The sequence below is a fragment of the Sphingomonas alba genome (assembly GCF_023516555.1).
GTDB lineage: Bacteria > Pseudomonadota > Alphaproteobacteria > Sphingomonadales > Sphingomonadaceae > Sphingomicrobium > Sphingomicrobium album.
Genome location: NZ_JAMGBD010000001.1, coordinates 202,549 through 217,844, shown reverse-complemented (window position 1 = coordinate 217,844; position 15,296 = coordinate 202,549). Strand labels below are relative to the sequence as shown.

General features: G+C 64.7%; 18 protein-coding genes. 6 read left to right on the top strand and 12 right to left on the bottom strand.

Features of this window, described 5'->3' with window-relative positions; genetic code table 11:
- Positions 1-54 precede the first annotated feature (54 nt).
- A complete protein-coding gene (gene trmFO / locus LZ536_RS01115; RefSeq protein WP_431357930.1) occupies positions 55-1,386 on the top strand; it encodes a methylenetetrahydrofolate--tRNA-(uracil(54)-C(5))-methyltransferase (FADH(2)-oxidizing) TrmFO in 1,332 nt (443 codons plus the stop codon).
- Here trmFO and LZ536_RS01110 read toward each other — a convergent pair.
- The 6 genes from LZ536_RS01110 to eno all read right to left on the bottom strand — a co-directional run bounded on the left by LZ536_RS01110 (position 1,383) and on the right by eno (position 6,738).
- A complete protein-coding gene (locus LZ536_RS01110) occupies positions 1,383-1,814 on the bottom strand; it encodes an EF-hand domain-containing protein (RefSeq protein WP_249846474.1) in 432 nt (143 codons plus the stop codon). The two genes, trmFO and LZ536_RS01110, sit on opposite strands and share 4 nt — an antisense overlap.
- A gap of 65 nt (positions 1,815-1,879) precedes the next feature.
- Entirely contained in the window at positions 1,880-2,434 is a 555-nt protein-coding gene (locus tag LZ536_RS01105) for an isoprenoid biosynthesis enzyme family protein (RefSeq protein ID WP_249846473.1), read from the bottom strand.
- 43 nt (positions 2,435-2,477) lie between these two features.
- The gene (locus tag LZ536_RS01100) at positions 2,478-3,893 is read right to left on the bottom strand and encodes a pyruvate dehydrogenase complex E1 component subunit beta (protein WP_249846472.1); all 1,416 of its coding nucleotides are present in this window, start codon (positions 3,891-3,893) and stop codon (positions 2,478-2,480) included.
- On the bottom strand, positions 3,893-4,948 hold the full coding sequence (pdhA, locus tag LZ536_RS01095) for a pyruvate dehydrogenase (acetyl-transferring) E1 component subunit alpha (RefSeq protein WP_249846471.1): 1,056 nt from the start codon (positions 4,946-4,948) through the stop codon (positions 3,893-3,895). Before pdhA ends, LZ536_RS01100 begins: the two co-directional genes overlap by 1 nt.
- 75 nt (positions 4,949-5,023) lie before the next feature.
- Complete coding sequence (locus LZ536_RS01090; RefSeq protein WP_249846470.1) at positions 5,024-5,269, bottom strand: FtsB family cell division protein; 246 nt, start codon at positions 5,267-5,269, stop codon at positions 5,024-5,026.
- A 191-nt stretch (positions 5,270-5,460) separates the two neighbouring features.
- A complete protein-coding gene (eno, locus tag LZ536_RS01085) occupies positions 5,461-6,738 on the bottom strand; it encodes a phosphopyruvate hydratase (RefSeq protein ID WP_249846469.1) in 1,278 nt (425 codons plus the stop codon).
- A 139-nt stretch (positions 6,739-6,877) separates the two neighbouring features.
- Between eno and LZ536_RS01080 the strand changes: the two genes are divergently transcribed.
- The 5 genes from LZ536_RS01080 to LZ536_RS01060 are packed head-to-tail and all read left to right on the top strand — an operon-like array spanning position 6,878 to position 8,799.
- Positions 6,878-7,381, top strand: a complete 504-nt coding sequence (locus tag LZ536_RS01080; protein ID WP_249846468.1) for a hypothetical protein — start codon at positions 6,878-6,880, stop codon at positions 7,379-7,381.
- On the top strand, positions 7,381-7,728 hold the full coding sequence (locus LZ536_RS01075; protein ID WP_249846467.1) for a phage holin family protein: 348 nt from the start codon (positions 7,381-7,383) through the stop codon (positions 7,726-7,728). The genes LZ536_RS01080 and LZ536_RS01075 overlap by 1 nt, the downstream gene beginning before the upstream one ends.
- Complete coding sequence (locus LZ536_RS01070) at positions 7,725-8,090, top strand: hypothetical protein (RefSeq protein WP_249846466.1); 366 nt, start codon at positions 7,725-7,727, stop codon at positions 8,088-8,090. Before LZ536_RS01075 ends, LZ536_RS01070 begins: the two co-directional genes overlap by 4 nt.
- An 18-nt stretch (positions 8,091-8,108) precedes the next feature.
- Positions 8,109-8,507, top strand: coding sequence for a hypothetical protein (locus LZ536_RS01065; protein WP_249846465.1), 399 nt, complete (start codon positions 8,109-8,111; stop codon positions 8,505-8,507).
- A gap of 49 nt (positions 8,508-8,556) precedes the next feature.
- The gene (locus LZ536_RS01060; protein ID WP_249846464.1) at positions 8,557-8,799 is read left to right on the top strand and encodes a DUF4170 domain-containing protein; all 243 of its coding nucleotides are present in this window, start codon (positions 8,557-8,559) and stop codon (positions 8,797-8,799) included.
- Here LZ536_RS01060 and LZ536_RS01055 read toward each other — a convergent pair whose 3' ends face one another.
- From LZ536_RS01055 to carA, 6 genes are all read right to left on the bottom strand, one after another.
- Complete coding sequence (locus LZ536_RS01055; protein ID WP_249846463.1) at positions 8,800-9,423, bottom strand: rhomboid family intramembrane serine protease; 624 nt, start codon at positions 9,421-9,423, stop codon at positions 8,800-8,802.
- Positions 9,424-9,431: 8 nt separating this feature from the next.
- Positions 9,432-9,908 (bottom strand): transcription elongation factor GreA, encoded by a 477-nt coding sequence (greA, locus tag LZ536_RS01050; RefSeq protein WP_249846462.1) that lies wholly within the window; start codon positions 9,906-9,908, stop codon positions 9,432-9,434.
- An 82-nt stretch (positions 9,909-9,990) separates the two neighbouring features.
- The gene (carB, locus tag LZ536_RS01045; protein ID WP_249846461.1) at positions 9,991-13,329 is read right to left on the bottom strand and encodes a carbamoyl-phosphate synthase large subunit; all 3,339 of its coding nucleotides are present in this window, start codon (positions 13,327-13,329) and stop codon (positions 9,991-9,993) included.
- Positions 13,329-13,601, bottom strand: a complete 273-nt coding sequence (locus tag LZ536_RS01040; protein ID WP_249846460.1) for a hypothetical protein — start codon at positions 13,599-13,601, stop codon at positions 13,329-13,331. The genes carB and LZ536_RS01040 overlap by 1 nt, the downstream gene beginning before the upstream one ends.
- Positions 13,598-14,056 (bottom strand): hypothetical protein, encoded by a 459-nt coding sequence (locus LZ536_RS01035; RefSeq protein ID WP_249846459.1) that lies wholly within the window; start codon positions 14,054-14,056, stop codon positions 13,598-13,600. The genes LZ536_RS01040 and LZ536_RS01035 overlap by 4 nt, the downstream gene beginning before the upstream one ends.
- Positions 14,041-15,234, bottom strand: coding sequence for a glutamine-hydrolyzing carbamoyl-phosphate synthase small subunit (gene carA, locus LZ536_RS01030; protein ID WP_249846458.1), 1,194 nt, complete (start codon positions 15,232-15,234; stop codon positions 14,041-14,043). The genes LZ536_RS01035 and carA overlap by 16 nt, the downstream gene beginning before the upstream one ends.
- Positions 15,235-15,296 lie beyond the last annotated feature (62 nt).

Here is a 15,296-nt window from a genome sequence, read left to right as displayed (position 1 = left end):
AGGCGCTCGTTCAGCGGTTTGCTCGCGCGGCATCCAATGTCTATTCGCGCGCACATGGCCTTTGGGATACAGATTGTCGGTGGCGGGCTCGCCGGTTCGGAGGCCGCCTGGCAGCTCGCCGAGGCCGGCGTAAAGGTCCGCCTTTCGGAAATGCGCGGCGGCGGCGACATGACCCCGGCACACGAGACCGACCGGCTGGCCGAAATGGTTTGCTCGAACAGCTTCCGCTCCGACGATGCCGAAAACAACGCCGTCGGCCTGCTGCACCAGGAGATGCGCGCGCTGGGCTCGCTGATCATGCGCGCGGCCGACAAGCACAAGGTGCCGGCGGGCTCGGCGCTGGCGGTGGACCGCGAAGCTTTTGCCGCCGAGGTTACGGCGGCCATCGGGGGCCATCCCAACATCACGGTCGTCCGCGAGCGCATCGACGTCCTGCCGGATCACCCGACGATCATCGCCACCGGCCCGCTGACGGGCTCGGCTCTGGCGGAGGCGATCGCGAAGGAAACCGGCAGCGACGCCCTCGCCTTCTTCGATGCCATTGCGCCCATCGTCCACCGCGACAGCATCGACATGTCGGTCTGCTGGATGGCCGCGCGGTGGGACAAGGGCGGCAAGGACTATATCAACTGCCCGATGACCAAGGAGCAGTATGACGCCTTCGTCGCCGCGCTGAACGCGGGCGAGAAGACCGAGTTCAAGGAGTGGGAGAAGGACACGCCCTACTTTGAAGGCTGCATGCCGATCGAAGTGATGGCGGCGCGCGGCGTTGAGACACTGCGCTATGGCCCGATGAAGGGTGTTGGGCTCGACGATCCGAAGACGGGCCGTTGGCCCTATGCCTGCGTCCAGCTGCGCCAGGACAATGCGCTCGGCACCTTGTGGAACATGGTCGGTTTCCAGACCAAGCTGAAGCATGGCGAGCAGGTCCGCATCTTCCGCACCATCCCGGGCCTCGAAAATGCCGAGTTCGCGCGGCTCGGCGGGATTCACCGCAACAGCTTCATCCGCTCGCCGGAACTGCTCGACGGGCAGCTGCGGCTGAAATCGAAGCCGAACATCCGTTTTGCCGGGCAGATCACGGGCTGCGAGGGTTATGTCGAGAGCGCCGCGGTCGGCATTCTCGCCGCCCGCTTCGCCGCTGCCGAGCGCGAAGGCCATACCCTACCCCCGCCGCCGGTCGAGACGGCGCTGGGCGCGCTGCTCAACCACATCACGGGTGGCGCCGATGCCGAGACCTATCAGCCGATGAACGTCAATTTCGGGCTGATGCCGCCGCTTACCGGCCCAAAAACCAAGAAAGCCGACCGCAAGAAACTCTACACTGAGCGGGCGCGGGTGGCCCTCGGCGAATGGCTGACGTCAGCGGAGCTAGAGCCCGCCTAACAGCCGCAACGCGGTTTCTTCTTGGGCGGCGGCGGGGCGGTCGTGGCGTATTCCGCGGCCGTCAGCCAGCCCGACTTGTCCTTGTCCGCGCCTTCGAACTTGTCGATCGTCTTCGCCGCCCACTCCTCGAAGCTGAGGCTGCCGTTGCCGTTGGTGTCGAGCTTGGCGAACGCCTTGCGGCGCGGTCCATAGAGCTCCTCGGCGCTGATCTTGCCGTTCTTGTCCTTGTCGGCGCGGGAGAAACGCCTTTCCTCGCGGGACTTCGGGGTGGCTTCCGGCGCACTGACGAGCGGTGCACGACTTTGATCGGCCTGAGGGGGTGGAGGCAGCGTGACCGCTTCTGCCTTCTCTGGCCTGCCTTGCCAGAGAAGTACCGCGCCAATGATGAGGAAGAGTCCGGAAACGATTGCAGCCAAGGTACGCGCCACGGGGCACCTCCCGAAGAGGGCGATCCGGCGCGGCGGACGCTATTGCGGTACGCGCGGAATTGCAATCAGCCGATGCGGCCGGTCAGGCGATGGCGAAGGAGGGCCAGCGCCCGGCCCGGCGTTCCCTCTGGCTCGGGGCTGGTGCGCATCGCATCTCTCGCTGCCAATGCTGCGAGGCCGGTCAATGGGCGCAATGGCTTGGGGAACCGGTGCCCCGCCAGCTCCAGCGGCACTTTCGGTCGATGACCCAGGCGCGCGAGAACGTAGAGGCGGCCCGCCATTCCGGTCATTGGATCGACGACGCCGACCAAGCTCGAGGCCATGTCGAACAATTTGGCCCCGCGACTGGCGACTCGTTCGGGGTCGGGGTCGGCATCCAGCAGCGCCGCCCAGCCATCCTCCAGCTCTGCCAGGGATGCTCCGGCGATGCTCCGGGTCAGCAACTCAACTGCGGCCGCCTGCAATCGCGGCTCGGCGGGCACCTTCCCGGCATCCAGCTCTTCGAGCCGCTCCCGCCACCAGGCGAGCTTGATCGCCGCCAAAGCCGGTTCGGTCGCCTTCGCGACGACGTCGCCCATGGCATCATCGATCGCGAACAACGCGTCGAAAGCCCCCCGCAAATCGACCGGCCAGTAGAGCCGGACAAGACCGCGGTCGGTCGGGTCAGCGATAGCAGACTTCCTTGGCCGCCTTGACCACGTCCGCCGCCTTGATCAGCGCCAGCTTCTCGAGGTTCGCGGCATAAGGCAGCGGCACGTCGACGTTGTTCACGCGCAGGACGGGCGCGTCGAGGTCGTCGAAGCCTTCGGTCATGGCGATGGCGATGATTTCGCTGGCGATGGAGCAGGTCGGCCAGCCTTCCTCGACCACGACCATGCGGTTCGTCCGCTTCAGGCTCTCCAGTACCGTCGCCTTGTCGAGCGGGCGCAAGGTGCGAAGGTCGATGACTTCGGCATTGATGCCTTCAGCCATCAGTTCCTGCGCGGCTTCCAGCGCGACGCCGACGCCGATCGAATAGGTCACCAGCGTGACGTCAGTACCCGGGCGCACGATCCGCGCCTTGCCGATCGGCAGGACGTAGTCATCCATGTCGGGCACGTCGAAATGCTGACCGTAAAGCAGCTCGTTCTCGAGGAATACAACCGGATCTTCGCTACGGATCGCCGCCTTCAGCAGACCCTTGGCATCGGCCGCGCTGTAGGGCGCGATGACGATCAGGCCGGGTACGCTCGCGTACCAGGGACCGTAATTCTGGCTGTGTTGGGCGCCGACGCGGGCAGCGGCGCCGTTCGGGCCGCGGAAGACGATCGGGCAGCGCATCTGGCCGCCCGACATGTAATTGGTCTTGGCTGCCGAATTGATGATGTGGTCGATCGCCTGCATGGCGAAGTTGAAGGTCATGAACTCGATGATGGGCTTCAAACCACCCATCGCCGCGCCCGACCCCAAACCGGCAAAGCCATATTCGGTGATCGGCGTATCCACGACGCGCTTCGGCCCGAACTCGTCGAGCAGGCCCTGCGTCACCTTATAGGCGCCCTGATACTGCGCGACTTCCTCGCCCATGACGAAGACGCGGTCGTCCAGCCTCATTTCCTCGGCCATGGCGTCGCGGAGGGCCTCGCGAACGGTGACGCTGGTCAGCGGCGTGCCGTCAGGCACTTCCGGCGCATCGTGGGTCTTCGCGACATCGGCGACCAGGTCGCGGGCCGCCGTTTCCATCTGGTGCGGCGTCGGCGCTGCGCCGCTCTCCGGCGCCGGTACAGGCGCGGCGGCCTTCGGCTCGGGAGCGGAGGATTTCGGCTCGTCGGCCTTGGGCGCAGGCTCGGCGCTTTCCCCATCGCCAGCCAGCAGCGCGATCGGCGCACCGACCTTCACTCCGTCAGTCCCTTCAGGGACCAGGATCTTCGAGATCGTGCCTTCGTCGACCGCCTCGAACTCCATCGTCGCCTTGTCGGTTTCGATCTCGGCGAGGATGTCGCCGGACTTCACCTCGTCGCCCTCTTTCACCAGCCACTTGGCCAGCGTGCCCTCTTCCATGGTCGGCGACAGGGCCGGCATCTTCAGCTCGATCGCCATCAGTAGGTCTCCACCAGCACGTCGGTATAGAGTTCGCTTGGCGCGGGCTCTGGCGCTTCTTCACTGAACTTCGCAGCTTCGACGACGATCTCCTTGATTTGCTTGTCGATTGCCTTCAATTCATCTTCCTTGACGCCGAGCTTTTCGAGCTCGCTGGCGGCATGGTCGATTGGGTCGTGGTGCTCGCGATAATCCTGCACCTCTTCCTTCGTCCGATACTTGGCCGGGTCGGACATGGAATGACCGCGATAGCGATAGGTCAGAAGTTCGAGGATGATCGGGCCCTTCCCTGCCTGGGTCCAGGCCATGGCTTCCTCGGCCGCCCCGCGCACCGCCAGTACGTCCATGCCGTCGACCTGTATGCCCGGGATGCGGAAGCTCTCGCCACGCTTGTAGAATTCCGGCTCGGATGCGGAGCGCTCGACCGCCGTGCCCATGGCGTAGCGGTTGTTCTCGATCGCGTAGATGACCGGCAAGTCCCACAGCTTCGCCATGTTGAAGCTCTCGTAGACCTGCCCCTGGTTGGCCGCGCCGTCGCCGAAATAGGCGAGACAGGTGCCGGCATCACCGGCATATTGATGTTTGAAGGCCAGACCGGTGCCGAGCGCCACCTGTGCACCGACGATGCCGTGGCCGCCGTAGAAGCCATGATCGACACTGAACATGTGCATCGATCCGCCCTTGCCCTTGGAAATGCCGGCGGCGCGCCCCGTCAGTTCGGCCATGATGACCTTGGGGTCAATGCCATAGGCCAGCATATGGCCGTGATCGCGATAACCGGTGATGACGCTGTCGCGACCGACCTTCATCGCCGACTGCAGGCCGACGGCGACCGCCTCCTGCCCGATGTAGAGGTGGCAGAAACCGCCGATCAGGCCGAGGCCGTAGAGCTGGCCCGCGCGCTCCTCGAAGCGGCGGATGAGCAGCATCTGCTTGTAGAAGTCGAGAAGCTCGTCCTTCGTCGCCTTGTAGCGGCTTGGCTCTGCCGGGCGCTCACGGTTAGATTTGAGCTGCGCCGCGGTCTTGGCGGCGGCTTTCTTGGCGGTTCGCGCCACAGGCCTCTCCGATGTCTTATCTGTTGTTGGCGCGCCTATAGGATTGCTGGCGCCAAGCGGCAACCGGACAAAGCCCTAGTTAAGCGGAAGAATGACTTCGTCGGAGCGGACGAGGCCGAGGTCCTTGCGGACCATCTCGTCGGCAAGATCGGGATCGGCCTTCTTCGGGTTCAGCAGGGCCGAACGATGGCGAAGCTGGTCGCGCTGCTCAATGAGGCTCGCGAGTTCGACCTGGCGCTTCTGCAGGTCGTGATGATAGCCGCCCCAGGCCAGCAATCCGTTGGGCCCCGCGACCGCATGGCCTGCAAATGTCCCGACCACGACAAGCGCCAACGCCGGAAATACCGAGCGCCGGATCAAACTGAGGCTTTGTTTGCGTCCCCCCATGGCACAGACAGGAGAATCACGAAGCCGCCATGAAGGCAAGCAAAAAGAATGATTTGCCGGAGAAAGTTGTGGATCGGGCAAATTCCGGCGTCACATCGATTCACATCGCGATGTGATGAACCGCCCTACTGGCGCAACGCCTCGCGGCCCGCATATTGCGCCGCTTCGCCCAATTCTTCCTCGATCCGCAGCAGCTGGTTGTATTTCGCGGTACGGTCGGACCGCGCCAAGCTGCCGGTCTTGATCTGCCCGCAGTGGAGCGCGACTGCGAGGTCGGCGATGGTCGAATCCTCCGTCTCGCCGGAACGGTGCGACATGACGGCGGTGTAAGCCGACGACTGCGCCATGCGAACCGCGTCGATGGTCTCGGTCAAGGTGCCGATCTGGTTGACCTTGACCAGGATCGAATTGGCGATGCCGTCGTCGATGCCCTTCTCGAGGCGCTTCACATTGGTCACGAATAGATCGTCGCCGACGAGCTGGACCTGCGAGCCGAGCTTGTCGGTCAGTGCTTTCCAGCCGGCCATGTCGTCCTCGGCCATGCCATCCTCGATGGACACGATCGGATAATCGGCCGCTAGCGACGCCAGGAATTCGGCGTTTTCGGCAGACGAGAAGCTCTTCCCCTCGCCTTCCATGACGTAGGACCCGCCCTTGAAATATTCGGTGGCGGCGCAGTCGAGCGCGATCATGACGTCATCGCCAAGCTTGTAGCCGGCAGCCGCTGTCGCCTCGCCGATGAAATCGAGCGCCGCGCGGGCCGAAGCGATGTTTGGAGCAAACCCGCCTTCGTCCCCGACTGCCGTCGACAGGCCCTTGGCGTGCAAAGCGCTCTTCAATGCGTGGAAGATCTCCGCGCCGCAGCGCAACGCCTCGGAAAAGGTTGGGGCGCCGACTGGCATCACCATGAATTCCTGGAAGTCGATCGGATTGTCGGCATGCGCGCCGCCGTTGAGGATGTTCATCATCGGCACGGGCAGCAGGTTGGAATCGACCCCGCCGATATAGCGGTAGAGCGGCAGGCTGCGGGCATCGGCCGCCGCCTTCGCCACCGCCAGGCTGACCCCGAGGATGGCATTGGCGCCAAGCCGGCCCTTGTTCTCCGTCCCGTCGAGGTCGATCATCGCCGCATCGATCTCGGCCTGGTCCTCGGCTTCGAAGCCGACGATTGAATCCGCGATCTCGCCGTTCACCGCCTGCACGGCCTTGTCGACGCCCTTCCCGCCCCACCGGCTCTTGTCGCCGTCACGCAGCTCGACCGCCTCATGCGCCCCGGTCGAAGCGCCTGACGGCACGGCGGCGCGGCCCATCGAGCCGTCTTCCAGCGTGACGTCGACTTCGACCGTCGGATTGCCGCGGCTGTCGAGGATGGTTCGGGCGTGAATATCGACAATCGCGGTCATGGGAGTCGTTCCGGTTCCGTGTTATTGAGGTGAGGCACGCGCTCTATCGGCGCGGGCCGAACCGCGCAACTTTCCGGCCAGACCGCAGGAACGTGGCGCGGCATTCGGGGTTCATCGGGGGTGAGAGCAAGGAGGACGTATGGCCGATCCCAAAGAACTACCCGAGGGCACCGATACCGTGATTTCAGGGGCCGCAGTGAAAAACGAGAATGAGGAGGCGCTGATCGTGCGCGAACCAACGACGCGTGACCGGATGCTGGAGAAAGTGCGCGACGGCCGCGGCAAGCTCGCCGGCCAGGCCGCCGACAAGACCCGCGGACTGGTTGGCCAGGGACTGGAAAGGTCGAGCGAGGCGCTCGCCAACGTTTCCAAGCTGGTCGGCGACACCGCCGCCGGGCTCGATGAGCGCCTCGGCGAGGAATATGGCGACTATGCCCGCAAGGCGGCGACGGCGATCGACGATGTCGCCAACAGCCTCGCGTCCAAGAACCCGGACGAATTGATCGAGGACACCCGCAACTTCGTCCGCAAGAGCCCGGGCATTGCGCTCGCCGGTGCAGCGATCGTCGGCTTCGCGCTTGCACGGCTGGTGAAGAGCGGCCTCGACGATGCTCGCGGCCGCAACCGCGACGGCGAGGATTGATGCTGAAGCGCGGCGATCCATCGCAGGAACCTGACGACGAGCAGTCGATCGGCGAGGTCGTTTCCGACCTCGTCGAACAGGGCAAGGCCTATGCCAAGGCCGAGGTCGAGCTGGCGAAAGCACAGGCCCTGGCCAAGCTCGCCGAGTTCAAGCTCCCGGCGGTCTTCCTGTTCGGCGCTTTGCTGTTCGCCCAGGCGGCGGTGACCGTGCTGGCGATCACGGTGGCTCTGGGGCTTGAGCCCTTCATCGGGATCGTCGGTGGTGGGGTGGTCGGCGTATTGCTGGCTGGCGGCGCTGCCGGGCTATTGGCTTGGCTGGCTGTGAAGCGCCTGCAGGGGGTCAAATGACGGACCCCAAGGTCGAAGCGGCTCGGATCGAGGTCGAGCGGTCGAAAGCCGAAATGCTTGGCACCGCAAAGGTGCTTCAGCAGCGGCTGCAACCGGGCAAGCTCACGCGCGACGCCTGGGAAAGCGCCAAGGAAAAGGGCGCCGATCTGGCCGAGGACGCCGTCGATGCGGTCCGCAAGCGGCCATATGCCGCCAGCGGGGCGGTTGCTGCACTCGCTTTGTTTATCGCCCGCGAGCCGATCATGGACCTGTTCGGCAAGCTGACTGACGCCATGACGTCAAAGAAGAAACCCTCGGCCAAGGCGCCGGCAAAACCTGCCGCCAAACCGCGAGCGCCGAGAAAGCCGGCAACGGCGAAGTAGAATATTGGAGGACGAGTAATGGTTACGAAGCAGACCGGCAGTTCGGGAAACCAGACGTCGCGCACCCGAGCGATCGAGGCTTATGACAGCGCCCGTCGCAAGGCTGCGGGCGGGATCGAGGATTCGCCGCTGCTGGCGTTGGCGGGCGGCTTGGCGGCGGGCGCGGTGCTGGCTGCCCTCATCCCGGCCTCGCGCAAGGAACGCGAATTGCTTGGCCCGGTTGCGGATCGCATCAAGGACCGCGCCAGCGATGCCGTGGAAGCAGCGAAGGACGCCGGCCAGGCGCGGCTCGACGAACTGGGTCTGACCCGCGACAAGGGCACCGACGCCCTGCGCTCGATCGTCGAAGGTGCGGGGGATGCGTTCAAGGCTTCCGCCGAGGCGGCGGTCGCCAGCATTCGTGGCACTGAGAACTGAGGGTTTTGGCCGGTTCGCACCGGTCGCATTTGCTGCTAGCGAGCCGGCCATGAGCAAGCTTCATTTGGTATTCGGCGGGCGGGTCAAGGATCCGCAGGGCCTGGAATTCGTCGACCTGAACAAAATGGACCTCGTCGGTCTCTACGACAGCTACGCGGCGGCGGAGGAAGCCTGGCGCGCCGCAGCCCAGCGCACGGTCGACGATGCCGAGATGAAATATGTCGTCGTCCACCTACACCGGCTGCTCGAGCCCGACGCCGATGGCATCAACCGACCCAAGGCAAACGCCTAGCTACGCTTTGCGGTAGCGCCAGAGCAGCAGCGGTTTCTGGAGCAGCACGCCGGCGATGAATCCGCCGACGTGAGCGCCGGTGGCGACGCCGATGCCCGACATGCCCATCAAGAGGCCGGTCATCCACTGCAGCACGACCCAGGCGACCAGGATCCAAAGGGTGTTGAGCGCCCGGTTGATGCGGAAATTACGGACCAGCGGCTTCGGCCGGCTAAAGCTCAGTGCGAAGGCGCCGACCAGCGCACTGATCGCCCCGCTGGCGCCGACCATCGGGAGCTCCGACGTCGGGTCGAGCACATATTGGCCTGCAGCTGCGAGATAGGCGCCCACCAGATAGAGGGTGACCACCGAGGCCGGCCCAAGCACACGCTCAACTTCGCGCCCGCACCAGACGAGGAGCAGCATGTTGGTCGCCAAATGTAGTACACCGCCATGGACAAGGGTCGCAGTCAGCGGCGTTAGCCAGACCGGCAACCATGCGCCGGGAGCGGCCAGATGCAGCCGCAGCGGAATGAAACCGAGCTGCAGATAGGCCTGTTCGGCCTGCCCGCTCAGCAGAATGAGGATGAACGCGACGGCAGTGACCGCCGCCAGCGCCCAGGTCGCGGTCAGCCGCCCCTTCACAACCGGGCTCAGACGAACTCGATCTTGGCCACTTCGTAATATTTGTCGCCGGACGGGGTGGTCACCTCAACCTCGTCGCCCTTCTCGCGGCCGATAAGGGCGCGGCCGAGCGGCGAGTTGTAGCTGATGCGGCCGACGCGGGCATCCGCCTCGGTCTGGCCGACCAGCTGGTACTTCACCTTCTTGTCGTCCTCGTCGAGCAACGTCACCGTCGCGCCGAACACGATCTTGTCGCCCGAAAGCGTCGTCGGATCGATGACCATGGCGCGGCTGAGACGGTCCTCGAGGTCGGCGATGGTCGCCTCGATCTGGCCCTGGCGCTCCTTGGCGGCATGATATTCGGCATTCTCGCTGAGATCGCCATGCGCGCGCGCCTCTTCGATCGCCTCGATGATGGCGGGGCGTTCCTCGACCTTGAGGCGCCGCAGCTCATCGTTGAGGTGGCGGTGGCCCTCGGCCAGCATCGGCACCTTTTCGCTCGCCATCTTATCAATCCCTTCAACTCAAAGCCTCGTCCCGGCGCCGTCTCAAGTGCGGCGCTGATGCGGTCCGGAATGGCTGGAAATTCTATCGCTCGGCGGCGGAATAATAGGATTGGAGCGACCGAACTTCAAGCTCGTGCCCCCTCAGCGCCCCGATTGACCTGACTGCCGCCAAACTGGCCGCCGCCGTCGTGAAATAGGGCACCTTGCGATTAAGTGCCGTCGCCCGGATCGAAAAACTGTCCTTCAGCGACTGCCAGCCCTCGGTCGTGTTGAAGACCAATTGCACCTGGCCGTCGGTCAGCTTGTCGACGATATGGGGGCGTCCCTGTGCCACCTTGTTGACGCGCTCGACCGGCAGGCCCTGCTCTTCGAGGAAGCTCGCCGTGCCGCCAGTCGCGATGATCTTGAAGCCAAGCTTCACGAGAAGCTGTGCCGCCGGCAGGATATTGCCCTTGTCGCTGTCCTTGACCGAGACGAAGGCCGTGCCGCCATCGGGCAACTCGATGCCGCCACCGAGTTGCGATTTGGCGAAGGCAATATCGAAATCGCCTGAAATTCCCATAACTTCTCCGGTACTCTTCATTTCCGGTCCCAAGACAGGATCGGTGCCAGGGAAGCGTGCAAACGGGAAGACCGATTCCTTGACGGCGATATGCCGAATGTCGCGGGAAATGGGGTCGAAGGCCGACAGTTTCTCGCCGGCCATCACGCGGGCTGCGATCTTGGCGATGGGCCGACCGATCGACTTGGCAACGAACGGCACGGTACGGCTGGCGCGCGGATTGACCTCGATGAGGTAAACCTTGCCGTCCTTCACCGCGAACTGGATGTTCATCAGGCCCTTGACCTTCAGCGCCAGTGCCAGCGCCTCCGTCTGGCGTTCGATTTCGGCGATGATGTCGGCGGGCAGGCTATAGGGGGGGATCGAGCAGGCGCTGTCGCCCGAATGCACCCCCGCTTCCTCGATATGCTGGAGGATGCCCGCAACCGCGACATCCGAGCCGTCGCAGATCGCGTCGACATCGACCTCGACCGCATCGCGCAAATAGCGGTCGATCAGCACGGGAGAGGTTCCTGACACCGCCACAGCGTTCGCGATGTAATTGTCGAGCTGGGCGGGCCCGTCGACGACCTCCATCGCCCTGCCCCCAAGCACGTAGGACGGGCGGATCAGCACCGGGTAGCCAATGCGGTCGGCAACGGTCAGCGCCTCGTCGCGGCTCCGCGCGATGCCATTGGACGGCTGCAGCAGGCCGAGCTTGGTGACCAACCGCGCGAACCGCTCGCGGTCTTCTGCAAGGTCGATGCTGTCCGGCGATGTCCCGAGGATCGGTACGCCCGCCGCCTGTAGCCCTTCGGCCAGCTTCAGCGGGGTCTGCCCGCCAAGCTGGACGATGACACCCGCCAATTCACCCTTTTCGGCCTCACGGCTGACGATTTCGAGGACGTCCTCATGCGTCAACGGCTCGAAATACAGGCGGTCGCTCGTGTCCGGGTCGGTCGAAACCGTCTCCGGGTTGCAATTGACCATGATGGTCTCGAACCCCGCATCGCGCAGCGCGAATGCGGCGTGGCAGCAGCAATAGTCGAACTCGATCCCCTGGCCGATCCGGTTCGGCCCGCCGCCGAGGATAACCACCTTGCGACGGTCGGAAATATCCGCCTCGTCCTCGGGCTCGCCGAACAAGGGCGCTTCATAGGTTGAGTAGAGGTAAGGCGTTGCTGCATCGAACTCCGCCGCGCAGCTGTCGATCCGCTTGAACACGGGCCGGACACCCAGGCGGAGCCGGTGCGTCCGCACCTCCTCCTCCGTAACCCCACCCGTCAGTCCGCGCAGCGCGTCGTGGACGATGCCCGAACCCCGCGCCGCCGCTTCGCTCATCTCGCGATCGACATTGGCCGCCCTGAGCGCCAGCTGCGACAGGCGTGCGTCGGAAAAGCCCATCGCCTTCAGGCGGCGCATGCCGGCGGCGTCGCGCGGCAGGCCCTCGTCCCGCAGCCGCTCCTCGGCGGCGACGATTTCCGCCAACCGCCCCAGGAACCAGGGGTCGAAGCCCGCCAGCTGCTGGATCCGCTCGATGGTGAAGCCCTGCCGCAGCGCCTCGGCCGCGACCAGCAACCGGTCCGGCGTCGGCGTACTCAGCGCATTCTCGATCTCGCTCGGATCGACGTTCATCAAGCTCTGCACGCGGTCGAGACCGCAAAGGCCAACCTCCAGCCCGCGCAGCGCCTTTTGCAGGCTCTCGGCAAAGTTGCGGCCGATCGCCATCACCTCGCCAACCGACTTCATCGCCGTCGTCAGCGTGCCTTCATGGCCGCGGAACTTCTCGAAGGCGAAGCGCGGAATTTTGGTGACGATATAGTCGATGGTCGGCTCGAAACTCGCCGGGGTCGCGCCGCCGGTGATGTCGTTGGCAATCTCGTCGAGCGTGTAGCCGACCGCAAGCTTGGCTGCGACCTTGGCAATCGGAAAGCCGGTCGCCTTGGACGCCAGCGCCGAAGAGCGCGACACGCGCGGGTTCATCTCAATGACGACCATGCGGCCCGTCGTCGGCTGGATGGCGAACTGGACGTTGGATCCGCCGGTCTCGACGCCGATCTCGCGCAGCACGGCGATCGAGGCCGAACGCATGCGCTGATATTCCTTGTCGGTGAGGGTCAGCGCCGGGGCGACGGTGATGCTGTCGCCGGTGTGGACTCCCATCGGGTCGATATTCTCGATGGAGCAGATGATGATGGCATTGTCCGCCTTGTCGCGGACCACCTCCATCTCGAATTCTTTCCAGCCGACCAGGCTCTCGTCGATCAACACCTCGGTCGTCGGGCTGGCTTCCAGGCCGGTGCGGACGATCCTTTCATATTCCTCGCGGTTGTAGGCGATGCCGCCGCCGGTTCCGCCCAGCGTGTAGCTGGGCCTGATGACGGCGGGCAGGCCGACCGTATCGAGCACGGCAATGGCCTCTTCGACGCTATGCACAACCGCCGATTTCGGGCTTTCGAGGCCGATGCGGTCCATGGCGTCGCGGAATTTCTGACGGTCTTCCGCTTTTTCGATCGCCTCGGCATTGGCGCCGATCAGCTTGACGCCCAGCCGTTCCAGCGTGCCATCATTGTGCAGCGCCATCGCGGTATTGAGGCCGGTCTGCCCGCCCATGGTCGGCAACAGCGCGTCCGGCTTCTCCAACTCGATGATTTTGGCGACGACCGCCGGGGTGATCGGCTCGACATAGGTGGCGTCGGCGAGCTCGGGATCGGTCATGATTGTCGCCGGGTTCGAATTGACGACGATGACGCGATAGCCCTCTTCTTTCAGGGCCTTCACGGCCTGCGATCCCGAATAGTCGAACTCCGCCGCCTGGCCGATGACGATCGGGCCGGCGCCGATAATGAGGATCGAGGAAATGTCGGTACGCTTGGGCATTATTGAGTGAACTCCACGCCCTCGATGAAGACGGCATTCAAATGGTTGCGGCGCGCCCAATGGTGGACGCAGGCACGTTGCGGCGGCGTCGGTTTGTCCTGCATCACGAACAGCAGTCTCTTTTCCTCTTCGTCCTGCGCGACCTGCCCAAGCGCCAGCCCGCATGCATTCGCCACCACATTCAATTCTTCCGGGCTGTGCATCCGGGCCGTAACGCAGCCGGAAAGCATCAGGGCGCCGACACCGATCTGGATCGGGCGCCCTCCCCTCATCCGCTTTTCGCCGGATAGAGCGATTTCACGTCCAGCTTGGGCACCGAGGGCGCCTTGACACCGCACGACTTCTCGGCGGCCTTGACCACCTTTTTTAGCAAGTGGGACACTTCGCCGCGCTGCGACGAGCTCGGCTTGATGCCGGTCTGCGCTTCCTGGAACGCCACCGCCTCGCAACCGCGGAAACCGGCAATGACGCGGGTATATTCGTTGGCGTGCTCGACGCTGATCACTAGGTCGCCGGTGTTGAAACCGGCCTCGCAGGCTTCAATCGTGCAGGCCTCCGTGCCCTGCGTCACGGCCTTGGCGACATACCATTGCCCGGCGGGCAGGCTGAAGATGTCGTCAGGCCGCGCGACATTGGCCTCGCTTGCCTTCACCTTGACGATTTCCTGAGAGCCAGCGGGCGATGTGATGAGCGTCAAAGCGGCAAGGGCATTCAGTCGTTTGCGCATCGTGCCTCCTCCTTCATCCGGGCCACGAACCGCTCGAACAGATAGAAGCTGTCCTGCGGGCCGGGGCTGGCCTCGGGATGGTATTGGACGCTGAAGGCGGGGCGGTCAGTCAGTTCAATTCCGCAGTTGGAGCCGTCGAACAGGCTGACATGGGTCTCGCGGACATTGTCGGGCAGGCCGGTGCGCTCGACGGCGAACCCGTGGTTCATGCTGGTGATCTCGACGGCGCCGTCCGCGAGCCGTTTCACCGGATGGTTGGCGCCGCGATGGCCCTGGAACATCTTGCTCGTCTTGCCGCCGACGGCGAGCGCCAGCATCTGGTGGCCAAGGCAAATGCCGAAGAGCGGCTTCTTCGTCTCCAGCATCTGCTGGATGACGGGTACCGCATATTCGCCGGTTGCCGCCGGATCGCCCGGGCCGTTCGACAGGAAGAAGCCGTCGGGTTCGTGCGCCATGACCTCGTCGAACCCGGCGGTGGCGGGCAGGATCGTCACCTTCGCACCGGCCTCGACCAGGTTACGGAAGATGTTGCGCTTGGCGCCATAGTCGATGGCGACGACATGCGGCCGGTCGGGATCGTCGCCGCCGATGCGATAACCGGCGCCAAGCTCCCACTTGCCGCCGCTCCATTCCTCGAGCTGCTCTCGGCTGACGTCCTTGGCCAGATCCATGCCTTCAAGGCCCGGCCAATCCTCCGCCATCTTCTGCAGCGCCGCGATGTCGAACTGGCCGTCGGCGCGGTGGGCGATAACGATGGTCGGCGGCCCTTCCTTGCGGACGAGGCGCGTCAGCGCCCGCGTATCCAGCCCGGCGATGCCGATGCGGCCATTGTCCCGCATCCATGTCGGGAAATCCACTTCCGCGCGGAAGCTCGACGGGCCCGTCACCGCTTCGCGGACGAGGCAGCCGAGCGCATGCGGATCATGCGCTTCGACGTCCTCGGCATTCGCGCCGACATTGCCGATGTGGGGAAATGTGAAGGCGACAACTTGCCGGGCATAGCTCGGGTCGGTCATGACCTCCTGGTAGCCGGTCATGGCGGTGTTGAAGCACAGCTCCCCGACCGCTTCGCCCTCGGCCCCGAAACCCTGACCCCAGGCCAGCCTGCCGTCCGCGAAAACCACAACACCTGTTGCCCCCTCGGGGACTTGCGCAGGCGTAGCGGCAGGATCGGCCAAGACAGGCTCCTTGAGGTTGGTTTTCGGCGATGTTGCTAAGCCACAGCCTTTGAGCGTTTGGG

What these genes read in the sequence shown, in the direction of transcription:
- carB (WP_249846461.1), bottom strand. Translation starts at nt 13,329, where the DNA reads ATGCCCAAGCGTACCGACATTTCCTCGATCCTCATTATCGGCGCCGGC.
- LZ536_RS01035 (WP_249846459.1), bottom strand. Translation starts at nt 14,056, where the DNA reads ATGCGCAAACGACTGAATGCCCTTGCCGCTTTGACGCTCATCACATCG.
- LZ536_RS01060 (WP_249846464.1), top strand. Translation starts at nt 8,557, where the DNA reads ATGAGCAAGCTTCATTTGGTATTCGGCGGGCGGGTCAAGGATCCGCAG.
- LZ536_RS01080 (WP_249846468.1), top strand. Translation starts at nt 6,878, where the DNA reads ATGGCCGATCCCAAAGAACTACCCGAGGGCACCGATACCGTGATTTCA.
- LZ536_RS01100 (WP_249846472.1), bottom strand. Translation starts at nt 3,893, where the DNA reads ATGGCGATCGAGCTGAAGATGCCGGCCCTGTCGCCGACCATGGAAGAG.
- LZ536_RS01075 (WP_249846467.1), top strand. Translation starts at nt 7,381, where the DNA reads ATGCTGAAGCGCGGCGATCCATCGCAGGAACCTGACGACGAGCAGTCG.
- LZ536_RS01040 (WP_249846460.1), bottom strand. Translation starts at nt 13,601, where the DNA reads ATGAGGGGAGGGCGCCCGATCCAGATCGGTGTCGGCGCCCTGATGCTT.
- LZ536_RS01065 (WP_249846465.1), top strand. Translation starts at nt 8,109, where the DNA reads ATGGTTACGAAGCAGACCGGCAGTTCGGGAAACCAGACGTCGCGCACC.
- LZ536_RS01070 (WP_249846466.1), top strand. Translation starts at nt 7,725, where the DNA reads ATGACGGACCCCAAGGTCGAAGCGGCTCGGATCGAGGTCGAGCGGTCG.
- greA (WP_249846462.1), bottom strand. Translation starts at nt 9,908, where the DNA reads ATGGCGAGCGAAAAGGTGCCGATGCTGGCCGAGGGCCACCGCCACCTC.
- trmFO (WP_431357930.1), top strand. Translation starts at nt 55, where the DNA reads ATGGCCTTTGGGATACAGATTGTCGGTGGCGGGCTCGCCGGTTCGGAG.
- eno (WP_249846469.1), bottom strand. Translation starts at nt 6,738, where the DNA reads ATGACCGCGATTGTCGATATTCACGCCCGAACCATCCTCGACAGCCGC.